Below are 22,760 nucleotides of genomic sequence, written 5' to 3' on the forward strand. Positions count from 1 at the left end.
TCAGGCTGCTACCTCCGAGTCCGGTTTTGGGAAGCTCAACAACAAATCGCGATAATACTCGTATTGTTTTTTTCGCTGATTGATTTCACGTGGCAAACCTTCGCTAAGAGAGTTGGTCAATATATCGAAATTGTCGAGAATTGACGCAATCTCCTTTTGCACTGAAAGTGCCGGGATAGGCACAGGCAAAGCTTTAATAATATCTGCATTCAGGTTGCTCACTGAGCCACTATTGATCTTCCCTGCCCAGTAGTTCTGCACACCATTCGATGAAAGGTAGTGATACAGATAATCTGAATTTAGCGTTCCGTTAAAACCACTGATAGAAGCCCATCCGTCATGAATAGCCCCTCTTATACCCAGAATGTAAGGACGCCCAAAACTCATTGAGTTGGAGATAATGAAATCGCCACTATTCAGGATACGTGACTTTTGAGCACCTTCCTGAGTGATTTTCTGCGCTGTCTGGTTGACGTATTTTGAGCCATGCGAAGTATCACCAATCTTGATCCAAGGCACGCCATTTTCATCATCAGTAATATATTTTGCAATTGGTCTAGGCGATGCACCGCGCTGGACGATCGCTACCTCACCTAATGCCTTCCACTCGACTCCACCTTCCTCAAAGCTCAATAACTGCTCGCGATAGTAGTTGTATTGTTTTTTGCGGGCGGTAAGCTCGGCGGTAAGCTCGGCGGTAAGCTCGGTAAAGGTATCCAGAATTCGGACGATTTTCATCTGGATTTCCAGCGATTTTTTGGGATTGTCTGGGTAGGGGATGGGGATCCGAAATTCTTTTACCTTCGCATCAGAAATTGCTGGGTATGCCGAGCCACTTTGATTTTCTTCAAGGTATTTTTTAAATTCTCTTGAGGAGAGCCAATGCAATATCCATTTAGGTAACACTTCATCTTTTTTGACTCGTAAAACACAATAGCCAGTGCTAGCAACTTCGCCAGAGTATTTTTCATCGATCAAGCAATAGCGCATTTGAGTAGGACGAGTAGTTGCAAAAATCACATCGTCTTTTTCAACAAGTTTCTGCGCCCGGCTGGGGGCATTGTTAGCTGCAACCACTGATGTCTCTGTGATTTTTTTTGTTTCAATGCTGACAGAAGCTAGATCAATATATCGATAACTGCGAGTAGAATCCGACCACTTTATATTATTAGTACGTAGAGTCACTTCTCCAATAGGCTTCCAAGCCACCTCAACCCCATCAAGCAACTTTTCCAAGAAGTTCATGTCGCTCATGCTCTAGTCCCCTCACCTTCAATTTCTGCAACTATCGCATCAATTTCGGTACGAAGTTGCTCAATTCTGGCAACGGTAGTTATCAGCTCGGCATTGAGCTGGGCAATATCCATCTCTTCACGAGTATCTTTCGCCTCGATGTAGCTGCTCACCGACAGGTTGTAGTCTTTTTCATTTGCTATTTCTTCGTAAGGTACCGACCTAGCAAAGTGATCGACGTTCTCTTTGCTAGCAAACACCCTCATTATTTGCTGAATATGCCCTAGGTTTTTCTCGTCATCATTGTCAGTCAATACGTTGTTATTGGTTTCTTTCTTAAACAGGCCGCTGGCGTCGATGAACTGGGTGGTGGTCTCTGTTTTGTTTTTTGCCAGCACCAGAATATTCACCGCGATAGTGGTGCCGTAGAACAGGTTGGGCGCGAGGGAAATCACCGTCTCCACATAGTTGTTGTCTACCAGGTATTGGCGAATCTTTTGCTCAGCCCCACCGCGATAGAAGATGCCGGGGAAGCAGACGATGGCGGCACGGCCTTTGCTGGAAAGGTAGCTCAAGGCGTGCAGCACAAAGGCAAAATCGGCCTTGGATTTGGGGGCAAGCACTCCGGCAGGGGCGAAGCGTTCGTCGTTGATCAGCGTCGGGTCGTCTGAACCTATCCATTTCACCGAATAGGGCGGGTTGGAGACAATGGCATCAAAGGGCTTATCGTCTCCAAAATGCGGCTCCGTTAGGGTATTACCCAACTGGATATTGAACTTGTCGTAGTTGATGTTGTGCAAGAACATGTTCATCCGCGCCAGGTTGTAAGTGGTGTGGTTGATCTCCTGGCCAAAAAAACCCTCTTCGATGACATGCGCATCAAAGTGCTTTTTAGCTTGCAACAACAGTGAGCCAGAGCCACAGGCCGGATCATAAATCTTGTTGACGCTGGTTTGTCCGTGCATGGCGAGCTGCGCGATCAGCTTAGAAACATGCTGCGGGGTGAAGAACTCGCCACCCGACTTACCGGCATTGGCAGCATAGTTGGAGATAAGGAACTCGTAGGCATCACCAAACAGGTCGATATGGCTCGCAGTAAAGTCACCAAAATCCAGCCCGGCTACGCCTTTAAGTACCGCGGCCAAACGGGCATTTTTGTCTTTTACCGTGTTGCCCAAGCGGTTGCTGGTGGTATCGAAGTCGGCAAACAGCCCCTTGATATCGCGCTCTGAGGGGTAGCCGCTGGCTGAAGCCTCAATGTCGGCAAATATGTAGGCAAGATCAGTATTCAAGCTCTCGTTGCTATGAGCATTTTTAGCCACGTTCACGAAGAGATCGCTAGGGCGAATGAAGTAGCCCTTTGTCTTGATCGCGTCCTCTTTGATCTCCTGAGTAATGACGCTATCCGGCAGCTCTGCGTAGTTGATGCTGTCATCACCCGCTTCTATGTAGGTGGTAAAGTTCTCGCTGATAAAACGATAAAACAGGGCTCCCAAAACATACTGCTTAAAGTCCCAACCATCAACAGCACCACGTACCTCGTTGGCAATCGCCCAAATCTGGCGCTGTAGTGCGGCGCGTTGTTGAATACTTGTCATACTGTTTTCCTATTGAAAATCGTTCAATTGATGCTTGAATGTCTTGCTCAAGTTTGGTTCGAATTAAATGAACAACTGGCCCTGCCGAACTTTGGGCTACCATCCTCATTAAGCCTGATGAGGCCTATGCCATTCAGGCGATATGGCAAAAAGTATATAGCTATGCCAGCTAGACATCACCTTTGGTGAGGCTACGGTATACCGACAATTCTCAATTCAAGGCTTCCACTTCACTAAACCAGACAAAAAATAAGCTACCACAAAAATCGGCAGTATCAGCACCACTGCTGATACTGCCGCTCCCCTTCAAAAAACCACATAAATCTAAACGCGACACTCAAAACTCCCTTGCATAATATTCCCATCACGCTCCAAGCTATCTACACAGTCGGTATGCCGCTAAAGCATCTCAAGCCAGCCACGTAAGGATGGCACATAGTTTTAAGTATCGTTCTTATCCACATGAGGGAAACTGTGTCTCAATCCAAGCCGAGTGGCCCTTGCATATATAGAACTATCCATACAATGCAGAAGAAGGCATGGTTGATCACCACCTAAGCTTTGCAAAATCAAACGGACTCACCCCCTTCTCCCGATTAGCATCCAGATAATCAGCCCACCATTGCACCATTGCACTATCAGCCTCCGCTCTCCTAAGTGCTCGGCCTTATGAATATAAGCCGCATGCACAGAGTTACGTTCCTGGTGACTCATCTGCAGCTCTACCGCATCCTTCGACCACAATCCCGACTCAATCAATGAACTACAAGCCATTGTTCTAAAACCGTGACCACAAACTTCCACATTCGTGTCGTAGCCCATTACTCGTAGTGATTTATTAACCGCGTTCTCACTCATCGGTTTACGTGGATCATGGTCACCAACGAAAATCAGCTCACGGTTTCCACTCATGCTTTTGATCTTTTCCAGAATGGCGAGAGCTTGCTGCGATAAAGGAACAAGATGAGGATTGCGCATCTTTGATCCTCGATGTGAATGCTTCACACCTTCCAGCGGTGCACGCTCACCCGGAATAGTCCACATCGCCGTTTCAAAATCCACTTCAGACCAGCGGGCAAAACGCAGCTCGCTTGAACGGATGAAAACCAACAACGTGAGTTCGACAGCCAGCCGGGTTAACGGTCTTCTAGAATAGTGATCGATGCGGTGAAGTAATTCAGGAATGCGATTAAGTTTCAGAGCAACACGATGCTGTCTTTTCGCCGTAGCTACCGCACCGGCAATTTCTTGCGCGGGGTTGTAATCGATTAAACCGCTCTGCACGGCAAATCGCATAATTGCTGTTGTTCGTTGTTGTAGACGCGCTGCCACTTAAAGACGTCCAGATATCTCTACGGCTCTAATCGGTGTAAGCAGATCTCAGGTTTTTAACTCTGCGATACTTCGTTTACCAATCGCATCGAACAAATTATCTTACAGACTTTTAAGAACACGGCCACTATGCGACTCAGACCACTTCTGATTGCTGGCATGCCAGTCTCTGGCGACCACTTCAAACGTTATCGCCTCTTGTTTCTGTTCGACCTTAACGGATTTCTTATTCTCACTGGGGGTCAACACCATTAGCTAACAACTTACGTGCTTCGTCACGCCGTGCTCTGGCATCCGCCAGCGATACTTCGGGGTATTTCCCCAGCGCCAGCATCTTTTCTTTATCGCCAAAGCGATAACGTAGCCGCCAGTACTTTGAACCGTTAGGGTGAACCAGCAACACAATGCCATCACCATCAGTAAGCTTATAGGCTTTTGCTTCAGGCTTGACAGTACGCACCTTCACATCACTCAGAGCCATGATGAATATCCTTTCAAGAGCTCTGTGTGGGTACAAATATTATCGAACTGTAATATACCCGCAGTGATACCCGCATCAGTAAGTTGATGTAGATTGAATCAAGTTGACTTAAGTTGAGTGAAAAAGCGGGGCAAGGACTTGCGAATACTGGATTTCAGACATAAAAAAAGCCGCCCTTAAGCGACTTTAATTTGCATACATGGTGCCGAAGGCCGGAATCGAACCGGCACGCCTCGCGGCGGTTGATTTTGAATCAACTGCGTCTACCGATTTCGCCACTTCGGCACTGAAGGGTATGCGGAAAACGTTGAGGATTATACCGTTACCCCCTGTTTCCGCAACCCTTATCCGCAGGCAGAGGTGCAACTGCTGAAAAAACCGTCTTTTAAGTTCTCAGGTTCATCGGCTTAACCCGATACCGGCTTCACATCCGTCACCAGCGTCGGCAGATCCCACGTGCCACCCGCATGGATATAACGACACATGCCGGTCCCGCCGTCATAGCTTTTGCGGAAGGCCTTGCCGTCCCATACCCAGCTTTCCTGACTCATGCAGTCGCCGATGCCGCGGCCTTTCTGCACGCTGGTAATCTCGCCTTTGTCGTAATCCGACCCGGAAATGGTCACCAGCTCAGGCTTGCCTTTCAGCTGATTATCAATGACCCAATAGCCATATCCTTCGTTATAAGCGGCACGCCAGCAGAGCGCCGAAAGCAAAGCGTGTGTTTCATCCAGTGGAGTAAGCGTGAGTCCGTCGGTTTCCGGATCGCTGTTTTCTGCAGGTGAATAGAGGCTGTCGCACGTGTCATCGTCATTATGATTGACCGTTGCAAGCAGTCGGGTTTTCAGTGCGTCGCTTTCTGTAGCGGTCAGCAAACGCGGTTCGCCGCCGAGGGTTTTCGCTGCCTGGATAACCGGTGCGGGCACAGCCTTAACCACGCTGCTTTCCGGTTTATTGCCCTTTTTGGTGAGCGCACCTGGCGTGCCGATACGGCCCTGTACGTCGTCCGCTTTCAGCAGCACGGCATACGCACCCTCGCCAGAAAGCTGGAATGGCTTGGTGCCGCCTTTAAACTCGACTTTACCGCTGCCTTTCACGGCGCTGATTACCGCAGAGGTCTGGCTGGCCGACATTCGCCAGTTGTCATCAGCCGCAACCAGATCACCGGCTGATTTCCCGTTGATCCACAGCGTCAGCTTTTCCGCCGGTTCGCTGTCATCTTCGGTGTCGCCCAGCGTCACTTCGCCCACTGTCTCCGTTCCCGGTCCAGCAGCACGGGTGAGCAGGATGGAGCCGGAGGGATCCTCTTCTTTGGCATAACCCGCAATACGGCAGGTCAGGGTGTTATCACAGACCACTTCCCAGTCTTTGTGCTCGAGCGTTTTTCCGCTCTGGGCGGCCTGAGCCGACAGGGAGAGCATTGCCAGCACGAAAAGCATCGGTTTACAGTTCACTTTAATCCCTCAGGTTTTATTTCTGATATCAGTGCTGATATCACTCTTACACCACGAGTGCGAGGAAACCAACAGCCATCGTTTATTGCCGCCAGACTTTGACGAGAGGATACGCCGCGTTCCTGGGCAATGCGGCTACAGGGCAACTCTTTCTTTTTTGTTACGAGCTTCTACCAGCACGCTGTGCAGCTGGCCGACAGAGAGATCGCGGATGACAGGCGCAGGAATGCCGCGTAGTCGTCTGCAAAGATAAACAATACCCAAAAAGTCGATACCTTCACTGTGGAAAAGATATTCGTTTTCTTGCAGGGAAAACGCCTTCCGGAAATCATCTTCTTCTGCAAAAAAGCTCACGCCGAAAACTTTTTCTGCTTCTTCCAGCAATTCAACACCATCATCGCCGGTAATACCCAAATCGTTTTCCAGGCAGGTATTTTCATCAATGTTTTCACGTCTGCATCCTGAAAACTCACGAACAAAAGCGATAACGTCAGCTAATGAAGGTTCCATATCCTTGCTCCTGCAAGAGCGCTCCGCACTTTTCTGTCATTTTACACTCGCCACAGAGTCATTTTCTGTACCTCAGCCGCTGGATTGGCCTCTCTCACGGCGGCAAGAAAACCCGCAAAATCCCGATTAAAAAGGGTGTAGTTGTTCAGGACTCTGAACTCCCTTTCGGTGCGATAAGACCCGGTGACGTATCGCACCAGCCACACCCGGCGACTGCTGACTTCGGTTCCGGTGACTTTTATCCTGATAATATTTTCCAGCGGAACTTTGCAGAGTGTTTCGCCTTGACGCTGCTGATACAGGAAGTCGCTGTCATAGTAATAATCTTCCGTGTTCATGCCCAATTTTTTTAATATCGGGGTGTTAGCCGATATTTTTTTCATCTCGCCTTTAGACGGAAAGAACGACTCTTTATTGAATAACGGCCAGAAGAAACACCTGATGATCCAGATGACAAAAACCAACGTTAATAGAGTGGACAGAATAGCGGAAATATCGTGCATTTAAATGACCCGGACTGCGCGGAGATTTGCTGATTATATCGAATGAGTTATGACGCCGTTATCCGTTTTTACCGCCCTGCCCGATCATCTTTCAGTGCAGTACAATCTGTCTGACCAGTGCCAGTTCCAGACAGCGCTGAGCGCCTGCCTTACGAATAAGTTGCCTTAATACAACCGGCAATGACCCAACGCTTTAGCCTGAACATCCTCCCTCTACTTACCTCTCACGCCGATGCTGTCTCCATCGACCTACAATGCCTGTTCGCCTTTAGAAACGCTTAACCCCCTACCCACCTTCACGGTTTACATTTATCTGCATTTGTTATGTGATCCTGTTACGTGAATTCTTCGAGCCGTCTCGCAAAACAGGATCCTGCATGCGCTTTTACCAGGCCGATCCCCGCCTTGAAAACTACTGGCGCGGCGTTATTCTTTTTGGCAAAAACGTCGCGTCCTATAAATTTGCGCTTGCTCATGCGCTCTATGACCTGAAACAGCCGGACAACGATTTGATTACGCTGGATGAGCTGGCCGTGCCCTTTGTGCGGCATTTATGCGCCCATCTGCGTCATGCGCCGAAGCAGATCACCAGCAAAAGCAGCGAGTTTCTGGAGGTATGCAGACAATTCAACGCAGGCGAAATCAACGAAGAACAGTTGATCACTATTACCGTTAAGCGCGGTTTTGCTAACGTCATTGATGCTTTTCATAATGTGAATCACGCTGAGATCGACAAACGCTTTTTCCTGGATGAACGGCGAAGCCATAAAGGCATCCGGCTTACAGACAACTTTTATCAGCTGACGGAAACCGAACAGTTCGCCAGTCTGGAAGCGGAAACGGATGCCAGATGGCGGCTGGTTGAAGAAGCCTGGGCGATGAACGTTTCACGCAACCTGATTGCGGTTGATTATGACGATAATGACAAGATGCTTTTCAGCCGTCAGAGCGGTCGCCGCATCAACATTACCAGCTGTCGCAGCAGCCTGAACGGCTACCAGAAAGGCCTGTGCTTTTACTGCTTCCGTACCATTGGCGTGACGGGCGGCGAGGAGAATCTGGCTGATGTCGATCACTTCCTGCCGCTGATGCTCAGCGAGCAAATCGGCAACCTCAACGGTGTCTGGAATCTGGTGCTGGCCTGCCAGACCTGTAATCGTGGCGCTCAGGGTAAGTTTGCGCGTATCCCGTCGATAACGCTGCTGCAGCGGCTGCATGATCGAAACGAATACTTTATTAACAGCCATCTGCCACTGCGGGAGACGTTAATCCGCCAGACCGGCGCAACGCCGCTGCTGCGGCACAGTTTCCTGCAAAACAGCTGGGATACGGCAAAATTTTCCCTGCTCCACGAGTGGCAGCCAGCGGCACAGGGAGACAGCGTGTTTTGAGCAACGAAGAGTATTACCGGCAGAACGCTCAGCGGTTTTTTACCGATACGGTAAGCGTGGATATGTCTGCGCTTTACCCACATTTTGTTGACTTCCTGCCACCGGGCGCACGCATTCTGGATGCGGGCTGTGGTTCAGGTCGTGACGTCAAAGCCTTTAGCGAAATGGGTTTTGACGTCGAAGCCTTTGATGCCTCGGCGGAGCTGGTCGCGCTGGCTCGTCAGTTATCCGGAAAACCAGTAGTGCAGATGCGTTTTCAGGATGTTGATGCGATTGAAAGATATGACGGTATCTGGTGCTGTGCATCGCTGCTGCATGTTTCCGACACTGAACTCCCTGAGGTCATGACAAAGCTGGCCATAGCGCTGAAACCTGGCGGCGTATGGTATCTCTCTTTCAAACATGGACGCGGCGAACGTGAAAAGGACGGGCGCAGATTTACGGATATGGATGCGGCAGGGTTACAGAAACGGGTCGAGGGGATTAATAGTGTCGGTGGTGGCATTCTGGCTAAAAATAAGATGGGGATAAAAAAAGAGGCTGGCTCTGAGGACGCAACGGGAAGCAGGTTCGCGCTTGAAACGACAAAAATCTGGCAGACCGGTGATGTTCGTATCGGACGCGGCGACGAAGTGTGGCTGAATGCGATTATCAGGAAAAGTTTAATCTTCTAGCTGCCCTGTAAAAGGCCCTGGCTCTTTCTTGCATATCACATGCTCAGCATCAGACATTATCAGTGCCCATCAGCGCCTGTCGTTGTCAGGATGAGCGCCTCAATGCGTATGGTCATGATGCAATTTTTTTTCGACCTTATCTTTCACTTCGCCAGCTTTGTCCTTCACTTTCTCAGTCAGGCTCTCTTTGTGGTCATGGTTATGCGCGCCGGGTACCCGTTGAAAGTTCATGGAAAGTTTTTTACATAAAATCTTACAGCTGTCATTTTGGTGCGGCCAGGATCGTCAAAAGATTGCCATGACAGTTACAATATTTTAATGTTAATTCATCAATGGACACGGTTTCCGAGGAAAAGCAATGGACGCAACAATGCTCGCCAGTTCAGTCTTATCGGGCGTAGTTTCAGTACCGATGGATTTTTATCTGGGACTGGAGCGAACCTTTCAGGATTTAAACCTTTCTGATGGCGGCAGAGGCATCCAGTCACGCAATATGCATGACGACGTCCGCGTTGGCCGGGCTGTCTATCAGGCCTTCAGGGACAGAAATAAGATAGCGAAAATCGTTAATATCATCATTGATGATTCGTTGCAGTTCCTTCCCGAACCTGCACTGCGTAAGGTTTATGACAAGCTGATAGGCAACGCAACGTCAATGACCAGCCGGACGGCTACGCAACTTACTTTGTCTTCTTACCTGGGATCAAAGGTCATCAGTGGTGTCATGCTGTCATTCATTTCCCGCGTGGCACTCCGTGGACTAACCGGTGGCCTGACTGGCGGCGTCATCGCTCAGGGCGTAATTTCCCGCGCCTGTGAAGCCTCCAGACGACTTCAGATGCAAAACCCTGAACTGTGGCGAAAACTGCGGATTAACGACTACGACATGCTCTATTTCATGTTTGAAGAGCCTCTGCAGAACTTCATCAAAATGGGTGAAATGTTACGTAAAAATCCCTCAGCCTCCAGAGAGTTTATTAATGCTATCGAAACTTATTAGACTTCTTCGTAAGCTCATCGCTGAAGTGTCTGGCGGTCTGGTATTAATGGCTATGGTGGTGGGCATTTTTTTGGCAGCCACGCTGAATGAGGGTGCCATGCGCATCATTGTTCCGCTGCTCGTTCTTGTCGCGGGACTGGTTGTTTACGGCCTGACGTGGCTGATAGCTGAAAAACCAGACCGCCGTTAACCCTGTGCTGACTAAAGCCCGGACAACAAGCGTAAGTCGCCATAAGTTCAGACCAGATATCTAACGAACACGCTGTCCTTGCCTCCTGCGTAATCGGTCTGTCAGGAGGTATATATGGCGATTTTCGCAAAGCAGGATAATAAAAAAACCTTTCAACCTTAAATTAATCGCGGCATTAAATTCATCGGCACACCTATTATTCCATTAAAAATAAAAGAAAAAAGGACGACTCGGTAAATATAACCTCAAAGATAAACACCATACAACCCGAGGAGGCCGCTTATAAAATTTGCCACAAGCAAAGCGGAACTTGCTTATTACTGACTTAAAAAATCACTTCACAAAAAAATAATAACCACAAGCATCTGAATATTTCATCACTTTTATTACAAAAGATTCCCAGAGCGCTATTTAATGAAGAAAGTCAGAAACGTTCTGCTACTCAGCCTTTTTTAAGAATACTGAATAAGTACATACCGAGGTTGAGATGGAACAAGCACAATGCAGTGCGTAGGAATGGGGACTGGTGGCACGTCTGGTAGCAGGCAGTGCATCAGCGGTAAGCTGGCAGGATCAGCTGAGCAATGCAGCGTTACTGCTCAGCCAGTAAAATAACGGCAGCACCACCATAACAAGCCGCAACCATAACCACTCACCTTCCCCACAAACGCAAAAGAGCCAACCTCGCGGTTGGCTCTTCCTTGCATCTTCAGCATCGGGTATCAGCGATACCCATCAGCGCCTGTTGTTGTCAGGATAAGCGCCTCAATGCGTATGGTCATGATGCAGCTTGTTTTCGACCTTATCTTTCACTTCGCCAGCTTTGTCCTTCACTTTCTCAGTCAGGCTCTCTTTGTGGTCACGGTTATGCGCTGCTGGTGACTGCGTAGCGGCGGCAGGTTTTACCCCTGCTGTCGTACCCGGCAGTTCGCTCTCCAGACCACCTCGTGCATGGTCGATGTCCACTTCCTGACGACGCACCGTGTCGTTAATGGTCTCGGTACGATCGCTGCCGTCGGTACGCACCACTACTTCTTCTTTCACGTGGGTCGTTTTGTTAATCACCGGCTGCTCATGGGTCTCAGCGACCTCGAGGGTTTTCTCGGACCAGTCCACTTCTCCGGCCAGCGCAGGTTCATTCACCGAGCGGCGGAAGATGTCAGCGTGCTGCTCATGCAGCGAGATATCTTCAGATACGGTATCGGTCACGGTATAGCGTCGTACGCGGGTCGAGCCTTCGCTCACCAGGCGTTTACCCACTTCCACCTGCTCTTCCGCCAGACGCAGAATATCAGCTTCACTCTCATCACCGGTCAGTGAGGTACGTAGAGGCTCAGCCGGACGGTCATTGGTCTCACCGGCAAACTGCTTGCCTGCGGTCGGGTTGATGCCCGGTGCAGTGGTGCCGTTCCCGACTGAACTTTGCATACGTGACGGCACATCTACCGAGTCATGAGAATGGAGAATCGTCATGGCGCGGGCCAGCTTCTCTTCCTCGGGGCGGATGGTCAGCACTACGCCGCCCTTGTCCATTGCTCGGGTGTAGACATCCGCCTCATCTTTATCGACGTCGTGCCCAAACAGACGCTGCCACAGGCTCGGATGGCGGATCGACTGCCCTTCCTGCTGCAAACGTTCTCCACTGATAAGACTGATGTCCCGATCAGAAAAGCCTGCTTTCACGAGATTTCTTTTCGCGGCCTCTGCCTGAATTGCAGAATCGAACAGTGTTACGATTTTTTCCTGTGCCATGATAGGTTCCTCTCTGTTAGCTGATTTGATCGTCATCTCTCTCAACGTTCACCTGCTGCTCACGTCGGGTCACCACTTCCTGAAAAGGAACATTCTCCTGCACTTTTCGGATGTGGATTTCCTCTTTAAGCACCAGCTTTCTGACGATTTCGATTTCTTCCTCTACTACCGGGACAATCAGTACACCGTTCTCTTCCCTGATTTCGGGCATCGTTTCAACGGGCTGTGCTTTCGCTACATGCTTAACCTCAACCTTCTCCTGGGTAAGGAGTGTACTGATGACCTCGTCATGCTCAGTTGTGGAACGGGTAACGCGGACATGTCCATCCACAATCTTTTGCTTCGTCAGGGCTATTTGCTCTTCAGCGAGTTTAAGCGTGACCTCTGCATTATTATTGTGCTCTGGCTGTCCAGCCATAATAACTCTCCCGTTAATTTAAATATTGGCCACAACTGCCTGACACAGTGATTAAGCATGAACACCCTCGCGATTTTCGCAAGGCGGGATAATAAATTTTTTTGCTGGCCCGATTTAATTACGGTACGAAAAATACCGTCTGAATCCCGCGAAATCTCTTTCACTACCGCTACGCTAAAAATAAAAAATACATATAAAACTGCAACATGCGAAGAAGTAATTGCGAAGGTAAATATTAACACCGCAGACAAAAAACTTATAAAATCGCTTATAGAAAAACGAATTATTTAATTCAGACCAGGACAATTCCTGATAAAACCGCCGAGAATATTAAAGAATGTTTCAGCAGATGAGCTAATTAACGCACCAAGGCAAGTCATCTCACGAAATAATAACACCCGTACTCATCCGCATATTTAATCGCCTTATTACAGAAGATTCCCAAAGCGTTATTTATGAAGGAAGTTCAGGAACTTTCTGCTCGTCAGACTCTCTTAGCAAAACTGAATACGCAGATACTGAGGTTAAGATGAAACAGGCACAACGCAGTGCATGGATGTTGGGCATGGCGGCACTTCTGGTGGCAGGCAGTGCATCAGCGGCAAGCTGGCAGGATCAGCTGAGCAGTGCAGCATCGCAGCTCAGCCAGCAGAACAACGGCAGCACCACCAGCACCACGCAGCAGAATGGCGGCATGTCGCTCTCTACTATTACCAGCATGCTGGGCGGCGGCGACAAAGCGGTCAGCGCCAACAGCATGACCAACGCGGCCGGTGTGATGCAGTACTGCGTCGAACACAACGTGGTGAAAAACAATGTGCAGTCGGTGAAAGATCAGGTGCTGAGCAAGCTCGGTCTGAATACGACGACCGCGCAGGAGCAGAAAACCGATTACACCCAGGGCGTGGCAGGTCTGCTGAATACCGGTAACGGCCAGCAGCTCAATCTGCAAAGCCTGAGCAACTCGCCGATGGGTGAGAAGCTGAAAACAAAAGCCTGCGACGTGGTCCTGAAGCAGGGCAAAAACTTTATCTCCTGATCCCTTCTCTTCATCTCTCCCCTCTCTTCTCTGAGGGGAGCGTTAAACCCCGCTTTGCTGTGATGCCTGACATTCCCTTAACCTGGGGTTGAGCGCTATAGTGTTGTTTTGGTTTCTACAGGACAGCACGCATGAAAGGCATCAACATCGCACTTTACTTCGACCCCGATCAGATTCAGGCCTGCGTTCACGAACAGGACGACAGCTATCTCAGCAAAAAATTCGAGTATGACGATGGCGTGATTGAAGAGATCTATCAGTGGCTGGAGCAGTACGAACCTAAACGCACCCACATCTGCCTGATTGAAAACGAAACCGCCGAGTTGCTGGCCGATGAGCTGGTCGACAGCGGCTATCGCGTCCATCAGGTCACTATGCATCAGCTGCTGAGCTGGTTCGCGACCGAGCCGCCATCCACGCCAGACGGTACGCCAATGCGCGCGATGCTGCGCTTCCTTGAAGATGAACATCCGCGTGAATATGAGTCGCGCACGCCGCAGACCGAAGCGCTGATGGAGATGTTCGACGAGCTGGATGCGCTGGAGATGGTCGATGACGGCGATGACGAAGACTCGCTGCCAGGCGATCTGCTGCGCGCCATGAAGAAGCACAAAATCACCGCCAGCGCCGCGGCCCAGCGTCTGCTACCGGACGTCAACGAACGTATCCGCGAACATCTGATGCAGTATCCCGAACTGATGACGCCCGAAATCCTGCAGGACTTCTTCCCGGAACTGTTAGAGGCGCTGGAGCGCCCGAAACACTAATCAGGGAGTTCGGACATGCTGGAGCTGATTAAAGCGATTGGCCTGGGGCTGGTAGTGATCCTGCCGCTCGCCAATCCGCTCACCACCGTGGCGCTGTTTTTAGGGCTGGCGGGTGAGATGAACTTCCAGGAGCGCAACCGCCAGGCGCGGCAGGCTTCTATCTATGTTTTCGCCATCATGATGGTGGCGTGGTACGCGGGCAGTGCGGTGCTGAATACCTTCGGCATCTCCATTCCTGGCCTGCGTATGGCGGGCGGCCTGATCGTCGCCTTTATCGGCTTCCGGATGCTGTTTCCGGCGAAGCCGGCGGGTCATTCGGTCGAAGCGAAGCACAAACTGGATGAGCAGGAGGCAACGAAAGAGCCGGTGAATATCGCCTTCGTGCCGCTGGCGATGCCAAGCACGGCGGGACCGGGAACCATTGCGATGATCATCTCCTCTGCCTCAACGGTGAGAAGTGGCGTCGATTTCCCCGCCTGGGTGATCAGTGTTGCGCCAGTGCTGACCTTCCTGCTGGTGAGCCTGATCCTGTGGATCTCGCTGCGCAGTTCAGGGGCCATCATGAAGCTGGTGGGGAAAAGCGGCATTGAGGCAATATCGCGCCTGATGGGATTTTTACTGGTCTGTATGGGCGTGCAGTTCATCATTAACGGCGTGCTGGAAGTGGTGCGCACCTTCCATTAATGCGGGTTTTCCCCTCTCCGGACAGGCAGAGGGGAAAGCGCGATTACTTCAGCGTTTTACGCACTTCATCAACCTGATCTTTGCTCACCGCAGGCGCGGTGTTGCTCCAGCCCTGACGAATAAAGGTCGCCAGCTGCGCGACTTCATCATCATTCAGCCGCTGGGCAAAGCCCGGCATCGCCAGTTTAGACGGCGCTTTCTCGGTAGAAGGCTGCTGCGCGCCGGCCAGAATGGTGTGGATCAAGCCGGTTGGATCCTTAGCATTCACGATGGTTGCGCCATCCAGCTCCGGGAAGATCCCAGGCGCGCCTTTGCCGGTCACGAAGTGACAGGCACCGCAGTTATCCAGATAGAGACGCTCGCCTTCGCTGAGGTTCTTCGCGGCGGTGAGTTTCGCTTCCGTTGCCTGCTGCGCCTGCACGTTGAACGCCTGCAATGGCGGATTGCCGCCCAGGAACTTCAGGTAGGCCGCGATAGCTTTGAGATCGGCATCGGTCATGTGTGAGCTGCTGTGCTCAACCACCGAGGTCATCTCGCCGCCGACTGCCGCTTTATCGTTACGGCCGGTCTGCAGGTAATCAATGACTTCCTGCTCGCTCCAGTGTGGCAGGCCACGCAGTGACGGGACATCCCAGTTGTTCAGGCTGCCGCCCGCCAGGAATTTATCGTCACCGCTATCCAGCGCTTTCTCGTTCATGCCCAGACCGCGCGGCGTATGACAGCTGCCGCAGTGACCCAGACTCTCCACGATATAGGCACCGCGGTTAACTTCGGCTGATGCACCGCCAATCGGCTGGAACGGTTTATCGGACGCGAACGCCCAGTTCCAGAACCGCATGCCCCAGCGCTGACTGAACGGGAAGCTCAGATCGGTTTCCGGTGGCTGTTCTGCGCTCGGCTGCACGCCTTTCATAAAGTAGACGTAGAGCGCGTGCATATCGGCATCGCTGATTTTGGCGTAGTCAGGATACGGCATGGCCGGATAGAGATGCGATCCGTCCGGTAATACGCCCTTGCGCACCGCGTCAGAGAACTGCTGCTCGCTGTAATTGCCGATACCGTGCTGCTTATCCGGCGTGATGTTGGTCGAGAAGATGGTGCCGAGGTTCGACTCAATCGCCAGTCCACCCGAATAGGCCGGTTTGCCGGGCAGCGAGTGGCACGCCATACAGTCGCCCAGCCGCGAGAGATACTCACCCTGCTTAATCAGTTGCGCTTCATCTTCGGCGTGAACCGGCAGCGCAAATCCGCTGGCCAGCAGCACCGCGTTAGCAAAAATAAAAGACTTCAGTTTCAGCTTATTCATGCGCTTATGCCTGTACCAGTGGGCCGGGATTTTTCAGGTAGTGATCTTTGATCGCCTGCGCCGCCATCAGGGTAATCGCACCGATGGTATCGGTCGGGTTCGCCTGGAAGTTCTGCGGGAAGGCGTTGCCGCCGGGCACAAAGACGTTATGCACATCCCAGCTCTGCAGATACTTGTTCAGCGCAGAGGTTTTCGGGTTATCGCCCATCACCGCGCCGCCCACGTTGTGGGTAGAGACATACTTGGTGATATCGAAGTCCGCGCCCATCGGCAGGAAGCTCATGCTCATGCTGTCCGGGTTCAGCTCTTTAGCGATGTTGCCAACGATGCCTTTCAGATGCTGCTGCAGCTTCAGCTCATTCTCTTTCCAGTTAAACGTCATACGCAGCAGTGGCAGGCCACGGTGATCGTTGTAGTTCGGATCGAGATCCAGATAGATGTCGCGATAAGACTGGCAGGTGGTGGTGATGCTGATCTTCATCGAATGGCCGTACCACTCTTCCAGACCTTCCTTGTAGCCCATGCCCCAGGTCGGCGTGCCTTTTGGCAGCGCGGTGCTGATCGGCGTGCCGGTCGCCTGTGAGCTGTGGATCTTCGCGCCGCCCAGGAAGCCGAGCGAAGGACCGTCGAAGTTGCCTGGCGAGATATCGTTAAACATCTGGCCGGTCGCGCCCGCAGTCGCATACGGATTGAAGTTTTTATCTTTGAAGAAAAGCGTTGCGCCGCCGTTCGACAGGAACGCGTAGTTACGGCCGACCACGCCCTCTTCGGTAATCGGGTTGTAAGGCTTGCCGATGCCAGAAAGCAGCATCAGACGCACGTTGTAGAGCTGGAAGCTGCTCAGCACCACGATTTTGGCGGGCTGGAAGCACTCATTGCCCTGTGCATCGATATAGATCACGCCCTTGGCGGTTTTCTTATCATCGTTCAGCACGACTTTGATCACTTCCGCATTCACTTCATACGAGAAGTTCGGCATACGCTTCAGCGAATCCATTACCGCGGTCTGCGGCGACGCTTTGGAGTAGTTCAGGCACGGATATTTACTGCAGTAGCCGCAGTAGTTGCACGGTGCGATCTGGTTGCCATACGGGTTTTTCCATGCGCGCGACACACAGGCTGACGGGTTCGGGAACGGGTGGTAACCGAGCTTCGTCGCCACCTCTTTGAACATCACGTTGTTCAGCGTGTCATCCAGCGCGGGCAGCGGATAAGGCTCGGAACGCGGGCCTTCAAACGGGTCGCCGCCTTCCAGGATTTTACCGCGCAGGTTGCCGGTGTTACCCGACTGGCCGCAAATCAGTTCGAATTTGTAGTAGTACGGCTCGATCTCTTCCCAGCTGAACGGGAAGTCCATCACCCGCATATCATCCTGCAGAATGCCGGGCTTGTAAGCTTCGTCAACGTAGGTTTTAAGTTTGATATCGGTCGGCGTCGGACGGATCAGTACCGCCGTCCAGTGCAGGCCGGAGCCGCCCACGCCAGTGCCCGGGGCGAACGCGCCCCATTTACGGGTTGGCAATGCCGTCTGGCTGCTGTTGTAGCGCACGGTGACCGCCACTTCGGCGGGTGTAGCAAACACTTTGTTGCGCACCGCATAGGCGTATTCATCCGCCGGTTTCGGGTAGGCGAATTCGTCATAATCGCGATCGCCGCCGCGCTCCAGGGCGCGCACGTCCAGACCTGCCAGTGCCAGCTCGATGCTCATCAGCGAGCCTGCCCAGCCGAGGCCGCAGACCACGACGTCGACTTCTTTTTTAGTAACCTGTGCCATGATAATCCTGTTTACCTGATGTGGAAGCGCTTATGCGCGTTCACCTTTGATGCTGACCGGGCCGAGCGGATAAGGAACGTTGTGCTGTTTCACCCATTCGGTGAAGCTGGCACGCGCCCCCGGGAAGCCGATGGCGATCCAGGCTTTCATGCCTTTATTACCGCCGTACATCGGGTCGGCCAGGTAGCCATGCTTGGTATCGGAAAGCAGCTGGCTGAAGAAATGGGAAGGCTTAAGATCGGCTTCGCCCAGCGCGGCAAAGTCGATCTCGTTTTTGTTGACCTGGGTCAGCACCGCATCTTTCTCTTCCAGCGTCAGCGCATGAAACGCTTTCTGGTGCGTGTTCTGCGACCACTGATTGATCAGCCGGATACCGGTCTGATACATCTGCTGGGGACGGAACGGGATCTGATAACCCATCGTGGCGGGTGCTTTCGTGTTGAAAGGCCCCTGCATATAGATTTCGCTGCCAAATGCTTCGCTGTGCAGCTGCTGATCGATAAAGATCGGCACGTTAGTTTCCAGCGCGCCTGGCGCTTTGCCTTTGCCGCCCGCCGGAATCAGGCGGTCGGTGGCGGCCAGAATAAACTGCCACTCATCGGCACTAAAAAAGATCGGTTTGTAATCGGCTAACTCGGGGGCGGCCATCTCTGCAGCCTGTGCCGCAGTCATGCCTTTCAGGACCAGCTCACTTAATGGCAACGCCAGCAGTGAACCGAGCAAAAATTTACGCCTGGTGGTGGGTTTTTCTAAAAGCATATCCGCACGACTCTCATCTGCTAAATACCCGCTTACGGTGTTATGACGCTGAAAGGCCTGGTGCAGGCAGGAAACTCCCCGCAGGGATGAACGCACACAGCACAGACAACGGCAGAACAGCGAAGGCAGGTAGAATTATGGTTCGGTGACTAACGGAACATATCGGTTAATAACCTGGCAATATTAGGGATATAACTATGTCTGAATGTAAAAATTGAATTTAAAATGTGTCGCAGTGAAAGTTTATCATGGTGTTGCGGAAGGGTTACGGAGAGGTAAAAGATTTACAGCGAGGAAATTGCGTCTAAAACCGCATAAACATCGGGTATTTAGCCGTTTTGACGCAGGAGCGACGGATATTATTTTCGCCCTGTCATCATCACGCAGAATAACCGATAAAAAAATATCATACTTCCATACCAGAGATTCATTCTCATCGTTAACACTATAGTGACTTTGATGGTCATACAATCAGACAGTGCGCAAATTGTGATCGCCCGAATAAATCCGGCTTTATTCCGCCTGCTGTAAAATGACGCTCAAATAATTACTGACGGACATTATCTTAATTTGTCTTTTTGCCTGAATAACTAAGCATGTAATTGTGCAAAGCTCATAACAAACCGGCATTTTGAGATTATCCGGCGCCCGATAGAGTAGAGCGATCAACGACTCAGGATAACTCTCGATGCGCAAATCGCTACTCTCACTCTCCTTATTGACTGCACTGGCACTGGTTCACCCGGCACACGCCGCGACGCCTGCCGACACGCTGGTGGTTGCCGTTCCCCTGGATGGCATCATTAGTTTCGATCCGGCGGAAAGTTTTGAAATGGTCAGCAACAGCAGCCAGCGCAATATCTATCAGAGGCTCGTGGAGCCGGACCATCAGAATCCGCAAAAATTATCGCCGCTGGCCGCTACGCACTGGCAGGCCGGGAAAACGCCGCACAGTCTCGTTTTTGACCTCAATCCGCAGGCCCGCTTCTCCAGTGGTAATCCACTGACGGCTCAGGATGTGGTGTTCTCATTAACCCGTGCGGTAAAACTCAACAAGGCGCCCTCCTTTATCCTGGGTGAGTTTGGCTGGACGCCGGAAAATATCGATCAGCAGTTCACGGTGATCAACGATCACCAGATTGAGCTGCGCTGGCCGGCTGAGATCGGCAGCGATCTGGCGCTGCGCCTGCTGACTGCGCCGGTCGCCTCCATCGTTGACAGTAAACTGGCACAGCAGCACGTCAGCAACAATGATTACGGCAACGCCTGGCTGAAAACGCATTCGGCTGGCAGCGCGGCATATGCCATCAAACAGTTTGTCCCGCTGCAGGCGCTGGTGCTGGAAGCTAACCCTTACAGCACGCAGAAGCCGCATCTGAAGCGGGTATTGCTCAAGGGCGTCGCCGAAGCCGGCAGCCGCCGACTGCTGCTTCAGCAGGGTGACGTGGATGTCGCCTACCAGCTCGGCCCGGACCAGATTGCCGCGCTGAAAAATGTGGCCAATGTGCGGGTCGACGCCTTCCCGTCCAGCCTGGTTTACTACGTTGGCTTTAATACTCAGAGCGCGCAGCAACCGGCACTGGGCAATCCGGCCCTGTGGCAGGCGGCACGCTGGCTGGTGGACTATGACAGCCTGGCAAACCAGTTGCTGAAAGGTCAGTACCGCATCCATCAGAGCTTCCTGCCGGACGGCTTCGATGGTGCACTGAACACCACGCCGTTCCATTACGATCTGAAAAAGGCGCAGGAAATCCTGCAGAAAGGCGGCATCAAACCGGGCACCCACATCGCGCTGACGGTGGTGAACCAGCCGCCGTTTATTGACGTGGCGCAGGCGCTGCAGGCGAGCTTTGCCAAAGCGGATGTGCAGCTCGATATCCAGCCGGTGGCGGAGTCAGAGCTGTGGAGCAAAATGCGCAGCCGCGACTTCCAGGCCATCTTCACTTACTGGGGCGCGGACTACGTCGACCCCAACACCAATGCCAGCACCTTTGCTTCTAACGTGCCAGGCGGCGGTAAAACCCTGGCGTGGCGCGTCGGCTGGACCATTCCGGAGCTGAGTGCGCAGACCCGCGCCGCCGCCGGAGAGAGCGATGCGGCTAAACGCCGCAATCTCTACACCGGGCTGCAAACCCGCATCCAGCAGGATTCGCCGTTTGTCGTGCTGTTACAGGGCGCGACCCAGGTGGCAGTGCGCAGCAACCTCAGTCACCTGCAACAGGGCATCGGCGTCAGCCTGCTCAATTTCGAAGAGGTGCAGAAGTAATCCCGCGTTTCAGGCCGCTGCTCTATGGGCAGCGGCCGCGTTTTTGACGAATTGTTCTCCTCCTGTCTATGCTCCGCTTGCTATCCTTCAGGCATAATCCTTTGACTGAGAGTGGAAAACTATGACTTCCCCGCTACTGATTGCCCGTACGCCAGACGTCGAACTTCATCTGTTACCGCAAATGGCCAACCGTCACGGTTTAATTACCGGTGCGACCGGCACCGGGAAAACCGTGACGCTGCAGAAGCTGGCCGAATCGTTCTCTGCGAGTGGCGTACCGGTCTTTATGGCTGACGTCAAAGGTGATTTAACCGGTGTGGCGATGGCGGGCCAGTCCAGCGAAAAGCTGCAGGAGAGGCTGGCGAAAATCGGCGTCACCGACTGGCAGCCGCAGAGCAATCCGGTGGTGCTGTGGGATATCTTTGGCGAGAAAGGCCATCCGGTGCGCGCCACCGTCTCCGACCTCGGGCCGCTGCTGCTGGCGCGGCTGCTGAACCTCAATGACGTGCAGAGCGGCGTGCTGCAGATTATTTTCCGCATCGCCGATGACCAGGGTCTGCTGCTGCTCGACTTCAAAGATCTGCGCGCCATGACGCAATATATCGGTGACAACGCCAAAAGCTTTCAGACGCATTATGGCAATATCAACAGTGCCTCAGTCGGCGCGATTCAGCGCGGATTACTGACGCTGGAGCAACAGGGTGCGGAACACTTCTTTGGTGAGCCGATGCTGGATATCGCCGACTGGATGCGCGTCGACGACAACGGCAAAGGCGTCATCAACATCCTCTCTGCGGAGAAGCTCTACCAGATGCCAAAACTCTACGCCACCAGCCTGCTGTGGCTGCTGTCGGAGCTTTACGAGCATCTGCCGGAAGCGGGCGATCTCGATCAGCCAAAGCTGGTGTTTTTCTTTGATGAGGCGCACCTGCTGTTTACCGACGCGCCAGCCGTGCTGCTGGAGAAAATCGAGCAGGTGATGCGGCTGATCCGTTCCAAAGGCGTCGGCGTCTGGTTCGTCACCCAGAACCCGGCAGATATTCCGGATCGGGTGCTGGGACAGCTCGGCAACCGCGTTCAGCACGCCCTGCGTGCCTTCACGCCGAAAGATCAGAAAGCGGTGAAAACGGCCGCCGATACGCTGCGCGCCAATCCGGCGTTTGACAGCGTGGAAGCGATTCAGGCGCTGGGTACCGGCGAAGCGCTGATCTCCTTCCTGGATGCCAAAGGCAGCCCGTCGGTAGTAGAACGCGCGATGGTCATTGCGCCAGGCTCGCGCATGGGTCCGGTCACCGGCGATGAACGTAACGGCCTGATCAACCATTCACCGCTTTATGGCAAATATGACACCGAAATCGATCGCGAATCGGCGTTTGAAAAGCTGCAAAAAGGCTTTCAGGCCGCCAGCGATGAGGCGAGTGCCCCCCCGGCCAAAGGCGATGCTGTCGCGGTCGACAATGGCATACTCGGTGGTCTGAAAGAGATCCTGTTTGGTCATACCGGCCCGCGCGGCGGCAAACACGATGGCGTGGTCCAGACCATGGCGAAAAGCGCCACCCGTCAGATCACTAGTCAGATCATCCGTGGGGTGCTCGGCAGCCTGCTGGGTGGCCGTCGCCGATGACCCCC

The 22,760-nt window shown here is 52.4% G+C and carries 21 protein-coding genes, 1 tRNA gene and 1 pseudogene; 9 read left to right on the forward strand and 14 right to left on the reverse strand.

Going from position 1 to position 22,760, the window contains the following annotated elements; translation table 11 throughout:
- The 8 genes and pseudogenes from IV493_RS15420 to IV493_RS15450 form a co-directional block, all read right to left on the reverse strand.
- Positions 1-1,254 carry a restriction endonuclease subunit S gene (locus IV493_RS15420; RefSeq protein WP_195857397.1) on the reverse strand — a complete coding sequence of 418 codons (1,254 nt, stop codon included), beginning with the start codon at positions 1,252-1,254 and terminating at the stop codon, positions 1-3.
- Complete coding sequence (locus IV493_RS15425; RefSeq protein WP_195857398.1) at positions 1,251-2,831, reverse strand: type I restriction-modification system subunit M; 1,581 nt, start codon at positions 2,829-2,831, stop codon at positions 1,251-1,253. Before IV493_RS15425 ends, IV493_RS15420 begins: the two co-directional genes overlap by 4 nt.
- Positions 2,832-3,042: 211 nt before the next feature.
- Positions 3,043-3,168, reverse strand: coding sequence for a hypothetical protein (locus IV493_RS18625; protein ID WP_004707111.1), 126 nt, complete (start codon positions 3,166-3,168; stop codon positions 3,043-3,045).
- 210 nt (positions 3,169-3,378) lie between these two features.
- A pseudogene (locus IV493_RS15430) lies at positions 3,379-4,644 on the reverse strand (tyrosine-type recombinase/integrase).
- 200 nt (positions 4,645-4,844) lie between these two features.
- Positions 4,845-4,929 (reverse strand) — tRNA-Leu (locus IV493_RS15435).
- A gap of 122 nt (positions 4,930-5,051) precedes the next feature.
- Entirely contained in the window at positions 5,052-6,083 is a 1,032-nt protein-coding gene (locus IV493_RS15440) for a DUF1176 domain-containing protein (protein WP_195858193.1), read from the reverse strand.
- 150 nt (positions 6,084-6,233) lie between these two features.
- On the reverse strand, positions 6,234-6,608 hold the full coding sequence (locus IV493_RS15445) for a hypothetical protein (RefSeq protein WP_195857399.1): 375 nt from the start codon (positions 6,606-6,608) through the stop codon (positions 6,234-6,236).
- A 41-nt stretch (positions 6,609-6,649) separates the two neighbouring features.
- Positions 6,650-7,111, reverse strand: coding sequence for a hypothetical protein (locus tag IV493_RS15450; protein ID WP_195857400.1), 462 nt, complete (start codon positions 7,109-7,111; stop codon positions 6,650-6,652).
- 377 nt (positions 7,112-7,488) lie between these two features.
- On the opposite strand from IV493_RS15450, the gene IV493_RS15455 reads away from it, so the two are divergent.
- Entirely contained in the window at positions 7,489-8,502 is a 1,014-nt protein-coding gene (locus tag IV493_RS15455) for an HNH endonuclease domain-containing protein (RefSeq protein WP_195857401.1), read from the forward strand.
- Positions 8,499-9,176 carry a bifunctional 2-polyprenyl-6-hydroxyphenol methylase/3-demethylubiquinol 3-O-methyltransferase UbiG gene (locus tag IV493_RS15460; protein ID WP_147789340.1) on the forward strand — a complete coding sequence of 226 codons (678 nt, stop codon included), beginning with the start codon at positions 8,499-8,501 and terminating at the stop codon, positions 9,174-9,176. Before IV493_RS15455 ends, IV493_RS15460 begins: the two co-directional genes overlap by 4 nt.
- Before the next feature lie 99 nt (positions 9,177-9,275).
- Here the strand turns inward: IV493_RS15460 and IV493_RS18630 are convergent, their stop codons facing one another.
- Positions 9,276-9,407, reverse strand: a complete 132-nt coding sequence (locus IV493_RS18630) for a hypothetical protein (protein WP_255529577.1) — start codon at positions 9,405-9,407, stop codon at positions 9,276-9,278.
- A gap of 127 nt (positions 9,408-9,534) precedes the next feature.
- Here IV493_RS18630 and IV493_RS15470 point away from each other — a divergent pair, with 127 nt between their 5' ends.
- Both IV493_RS15470 and IV493_RS15475 read left to right on the forward strand, forming a co-directional pair.
- Entirely contained in the window at positions 9,535-10,176 is a 642-nt protein-coding gene (locus IV493_RS15470; protein ID WP_195857402.1) for a hypothetical protein, read from the forward strand.
- On the forward strand, positions 10,157-10,366 hold the full coding sequence (locus IV493_RS15475; protein ID WP_033762275.1) for a hypothetical protein: 210 nt from the start codon (positions 10,157-10,159) through the stop codon (positions 10,364-10,366). The genes IV493_RS15470 and IV493_RS15475 overlap by 20 nt, the downstream gene beginning before the upstream one ends.
- Positions 10,367-11,131: 765 nt before the next feature.
- Here IV493_RS15475 and IV493_RS15480 read toward each other — a convergent pair.
- Both IV493_RS15480 and IV493_RS15485 read right to left on the reverse strand, forming a co-directional pair.
- Positions 11,132-12,118, reverse strand: coding sequence for a YsnF/AvaK domain-containing protein (locus tag IV493_RS15480; protein ID WP_195857403.1), 987 nt, complete (start codon positions 12,116-12,118; stop codon positions 11,132-11,134).
- A gap of 16 nt (positions 12,119-12,134) precedes the next feature.
- Positions 12,135-12,536 carry a DUF2382 domain-containing protein gene (locus IV493_RS15485; RefSeq protein ID WP_095706281.1) on the reverse strand — a complete coding sequence of 134 codons (402 nt, stop codon included), beginning with the start codon at positions 12,534-12,536 and terminating at the stop codon, positions 12,135-12,137.
- A 529-nt stretch (positions 12,537-13,065) separates the two neighbouring features.
- On the opposite strand from IV493_RS15485, the gene IV493_RS15490 reads away from it, so the two are divergent.
- The 3 genes from IV493_RS15490 (at position 13,066) to IV493_RS15500 (ending at position 15,026) form a co-directional block, all read left to right on the forward strand.
- Positions 13,066-13,575 carry a DUF2501 domain-containing protein gene (locus IV493_RS15490; RefSeq protein WP_013359966.1) on the forward strand — a complete coding sequence of 170 codons (510 nt, stop codon included), beginning with the start codon at positions 13,066-13,068 and terminating at the stop codon, positions 13,573-13,575.
- A gap of 131 nt (positions 13,576-13,706) precedes the next feature.
- Positions 13,707-14,342, forward strand: coding sequence for a hypothetical protein (locus tag IV493_RS15495; RefSeq protein WP_195857404.1), 636 nt, complete (start codon positions 13,707-13,709; stop codon positions 14,340-14,342).
- Between the two features lie 15 nt (positions 14,343-14,357).
- Positions 14,358-15,026 carry a MarC family NAAT transporter gene (locus tag IV493_RS15500; protein WP_095706283.1) on the forward strand — a complete coding sequence of 223 codons (669 nt, stop codon included), beginning with the start codon at positions 14,358-14,360 and terminating at the stop codon, positions 15,024-15,026.
- A gap of 43 nt (positions 15,027-15,069) precedes the next feature.
- Here IV493_RS15500 and IV493_RS15505 read toward each other — a convergent pair whose 3' ends face one another.
- The 3 genes from IV493_RS15505 to IV493_RS15515 are packed head-to-tail and all read right to left on the reverse strand — an operon-like array spanning position 15,070 to position 18,865.
- Positions 15,070-16,332 (reverse strand): cytochrome c, encoded by a 1,263-nt coding sequence (locus IV493_RS15505; RefSeq protein ID WP_195857405.1) that lies wholly within the window; start codon positions 16,330-16,332, stop codon positions 15,070-15,072.
- 4 nt (positions 16,333-16,336) lie between these two features.
- Positions 16,337-18,106: a GMC family oxidoreductase gene (locus tag IV493_RS15510; protein ID WP_033731366.1), complete on the reverse strand. Its 1,770-nt coding sequence runs from the start codon at positions 18,104-18,106 to the stop codon at positions 16,337-16,339.
- A gap of 30 nt (positions 18,107-18,136) precedes the next feature.
- Positions 18,137-18,865, reverse strand: coding sequence for a gluconate 2-dehydrogenase subunit 3 family protein (locus IV493_RS15515; protein ID WP_095706284.1), 729 nt, complete (start codon positions 18,863-18,865; stop codon positions 18,137-18,139).
- 688 nt (positions 18,866-19,553) lie between these two features.
- On the opposite strand from IV493_RS15515, the gene IV493_RS15520 reads away from it, so the two are divergent.
- Both IV493_RS15520 and IV493_RS15525 read left to right on the forward strand, forming a co-directional pair.
- Entirely contained in the window at positions 19,554-21,131 is a 1,578-nt protein-coding gene (locus tag IV493_RS15520) for an ABC transporter substrate-binding protein (protein ID WP_195857406.1), read from the forward strand.
- A gap of 121 nt (positions 21,132-21,252) precedes the next feature.
- Positions 21,253-22,755: a helicase HerA-like C-terminal domain-containing protein gene (locus tag IV493_RS15525; protein WP_195857407.1), complete on the forward strand. Its 1,503-nt coding sequence runs from the start codon at positions 21,253-21,255 to the stop codon at positions 22,753-22,755.
- Positions 22,756-22,760 lie beyond the last annotated feature (5 nt).

The organism is Pantoea sp. SM3640, from assembly GCF_015654165.1.
Lineage (GTDB): Bacteria > Pseudomonadota > Gammaproteobacteria > Enterobacterales > Enterobacteriaceae > Pantoea > Pantoea vagans.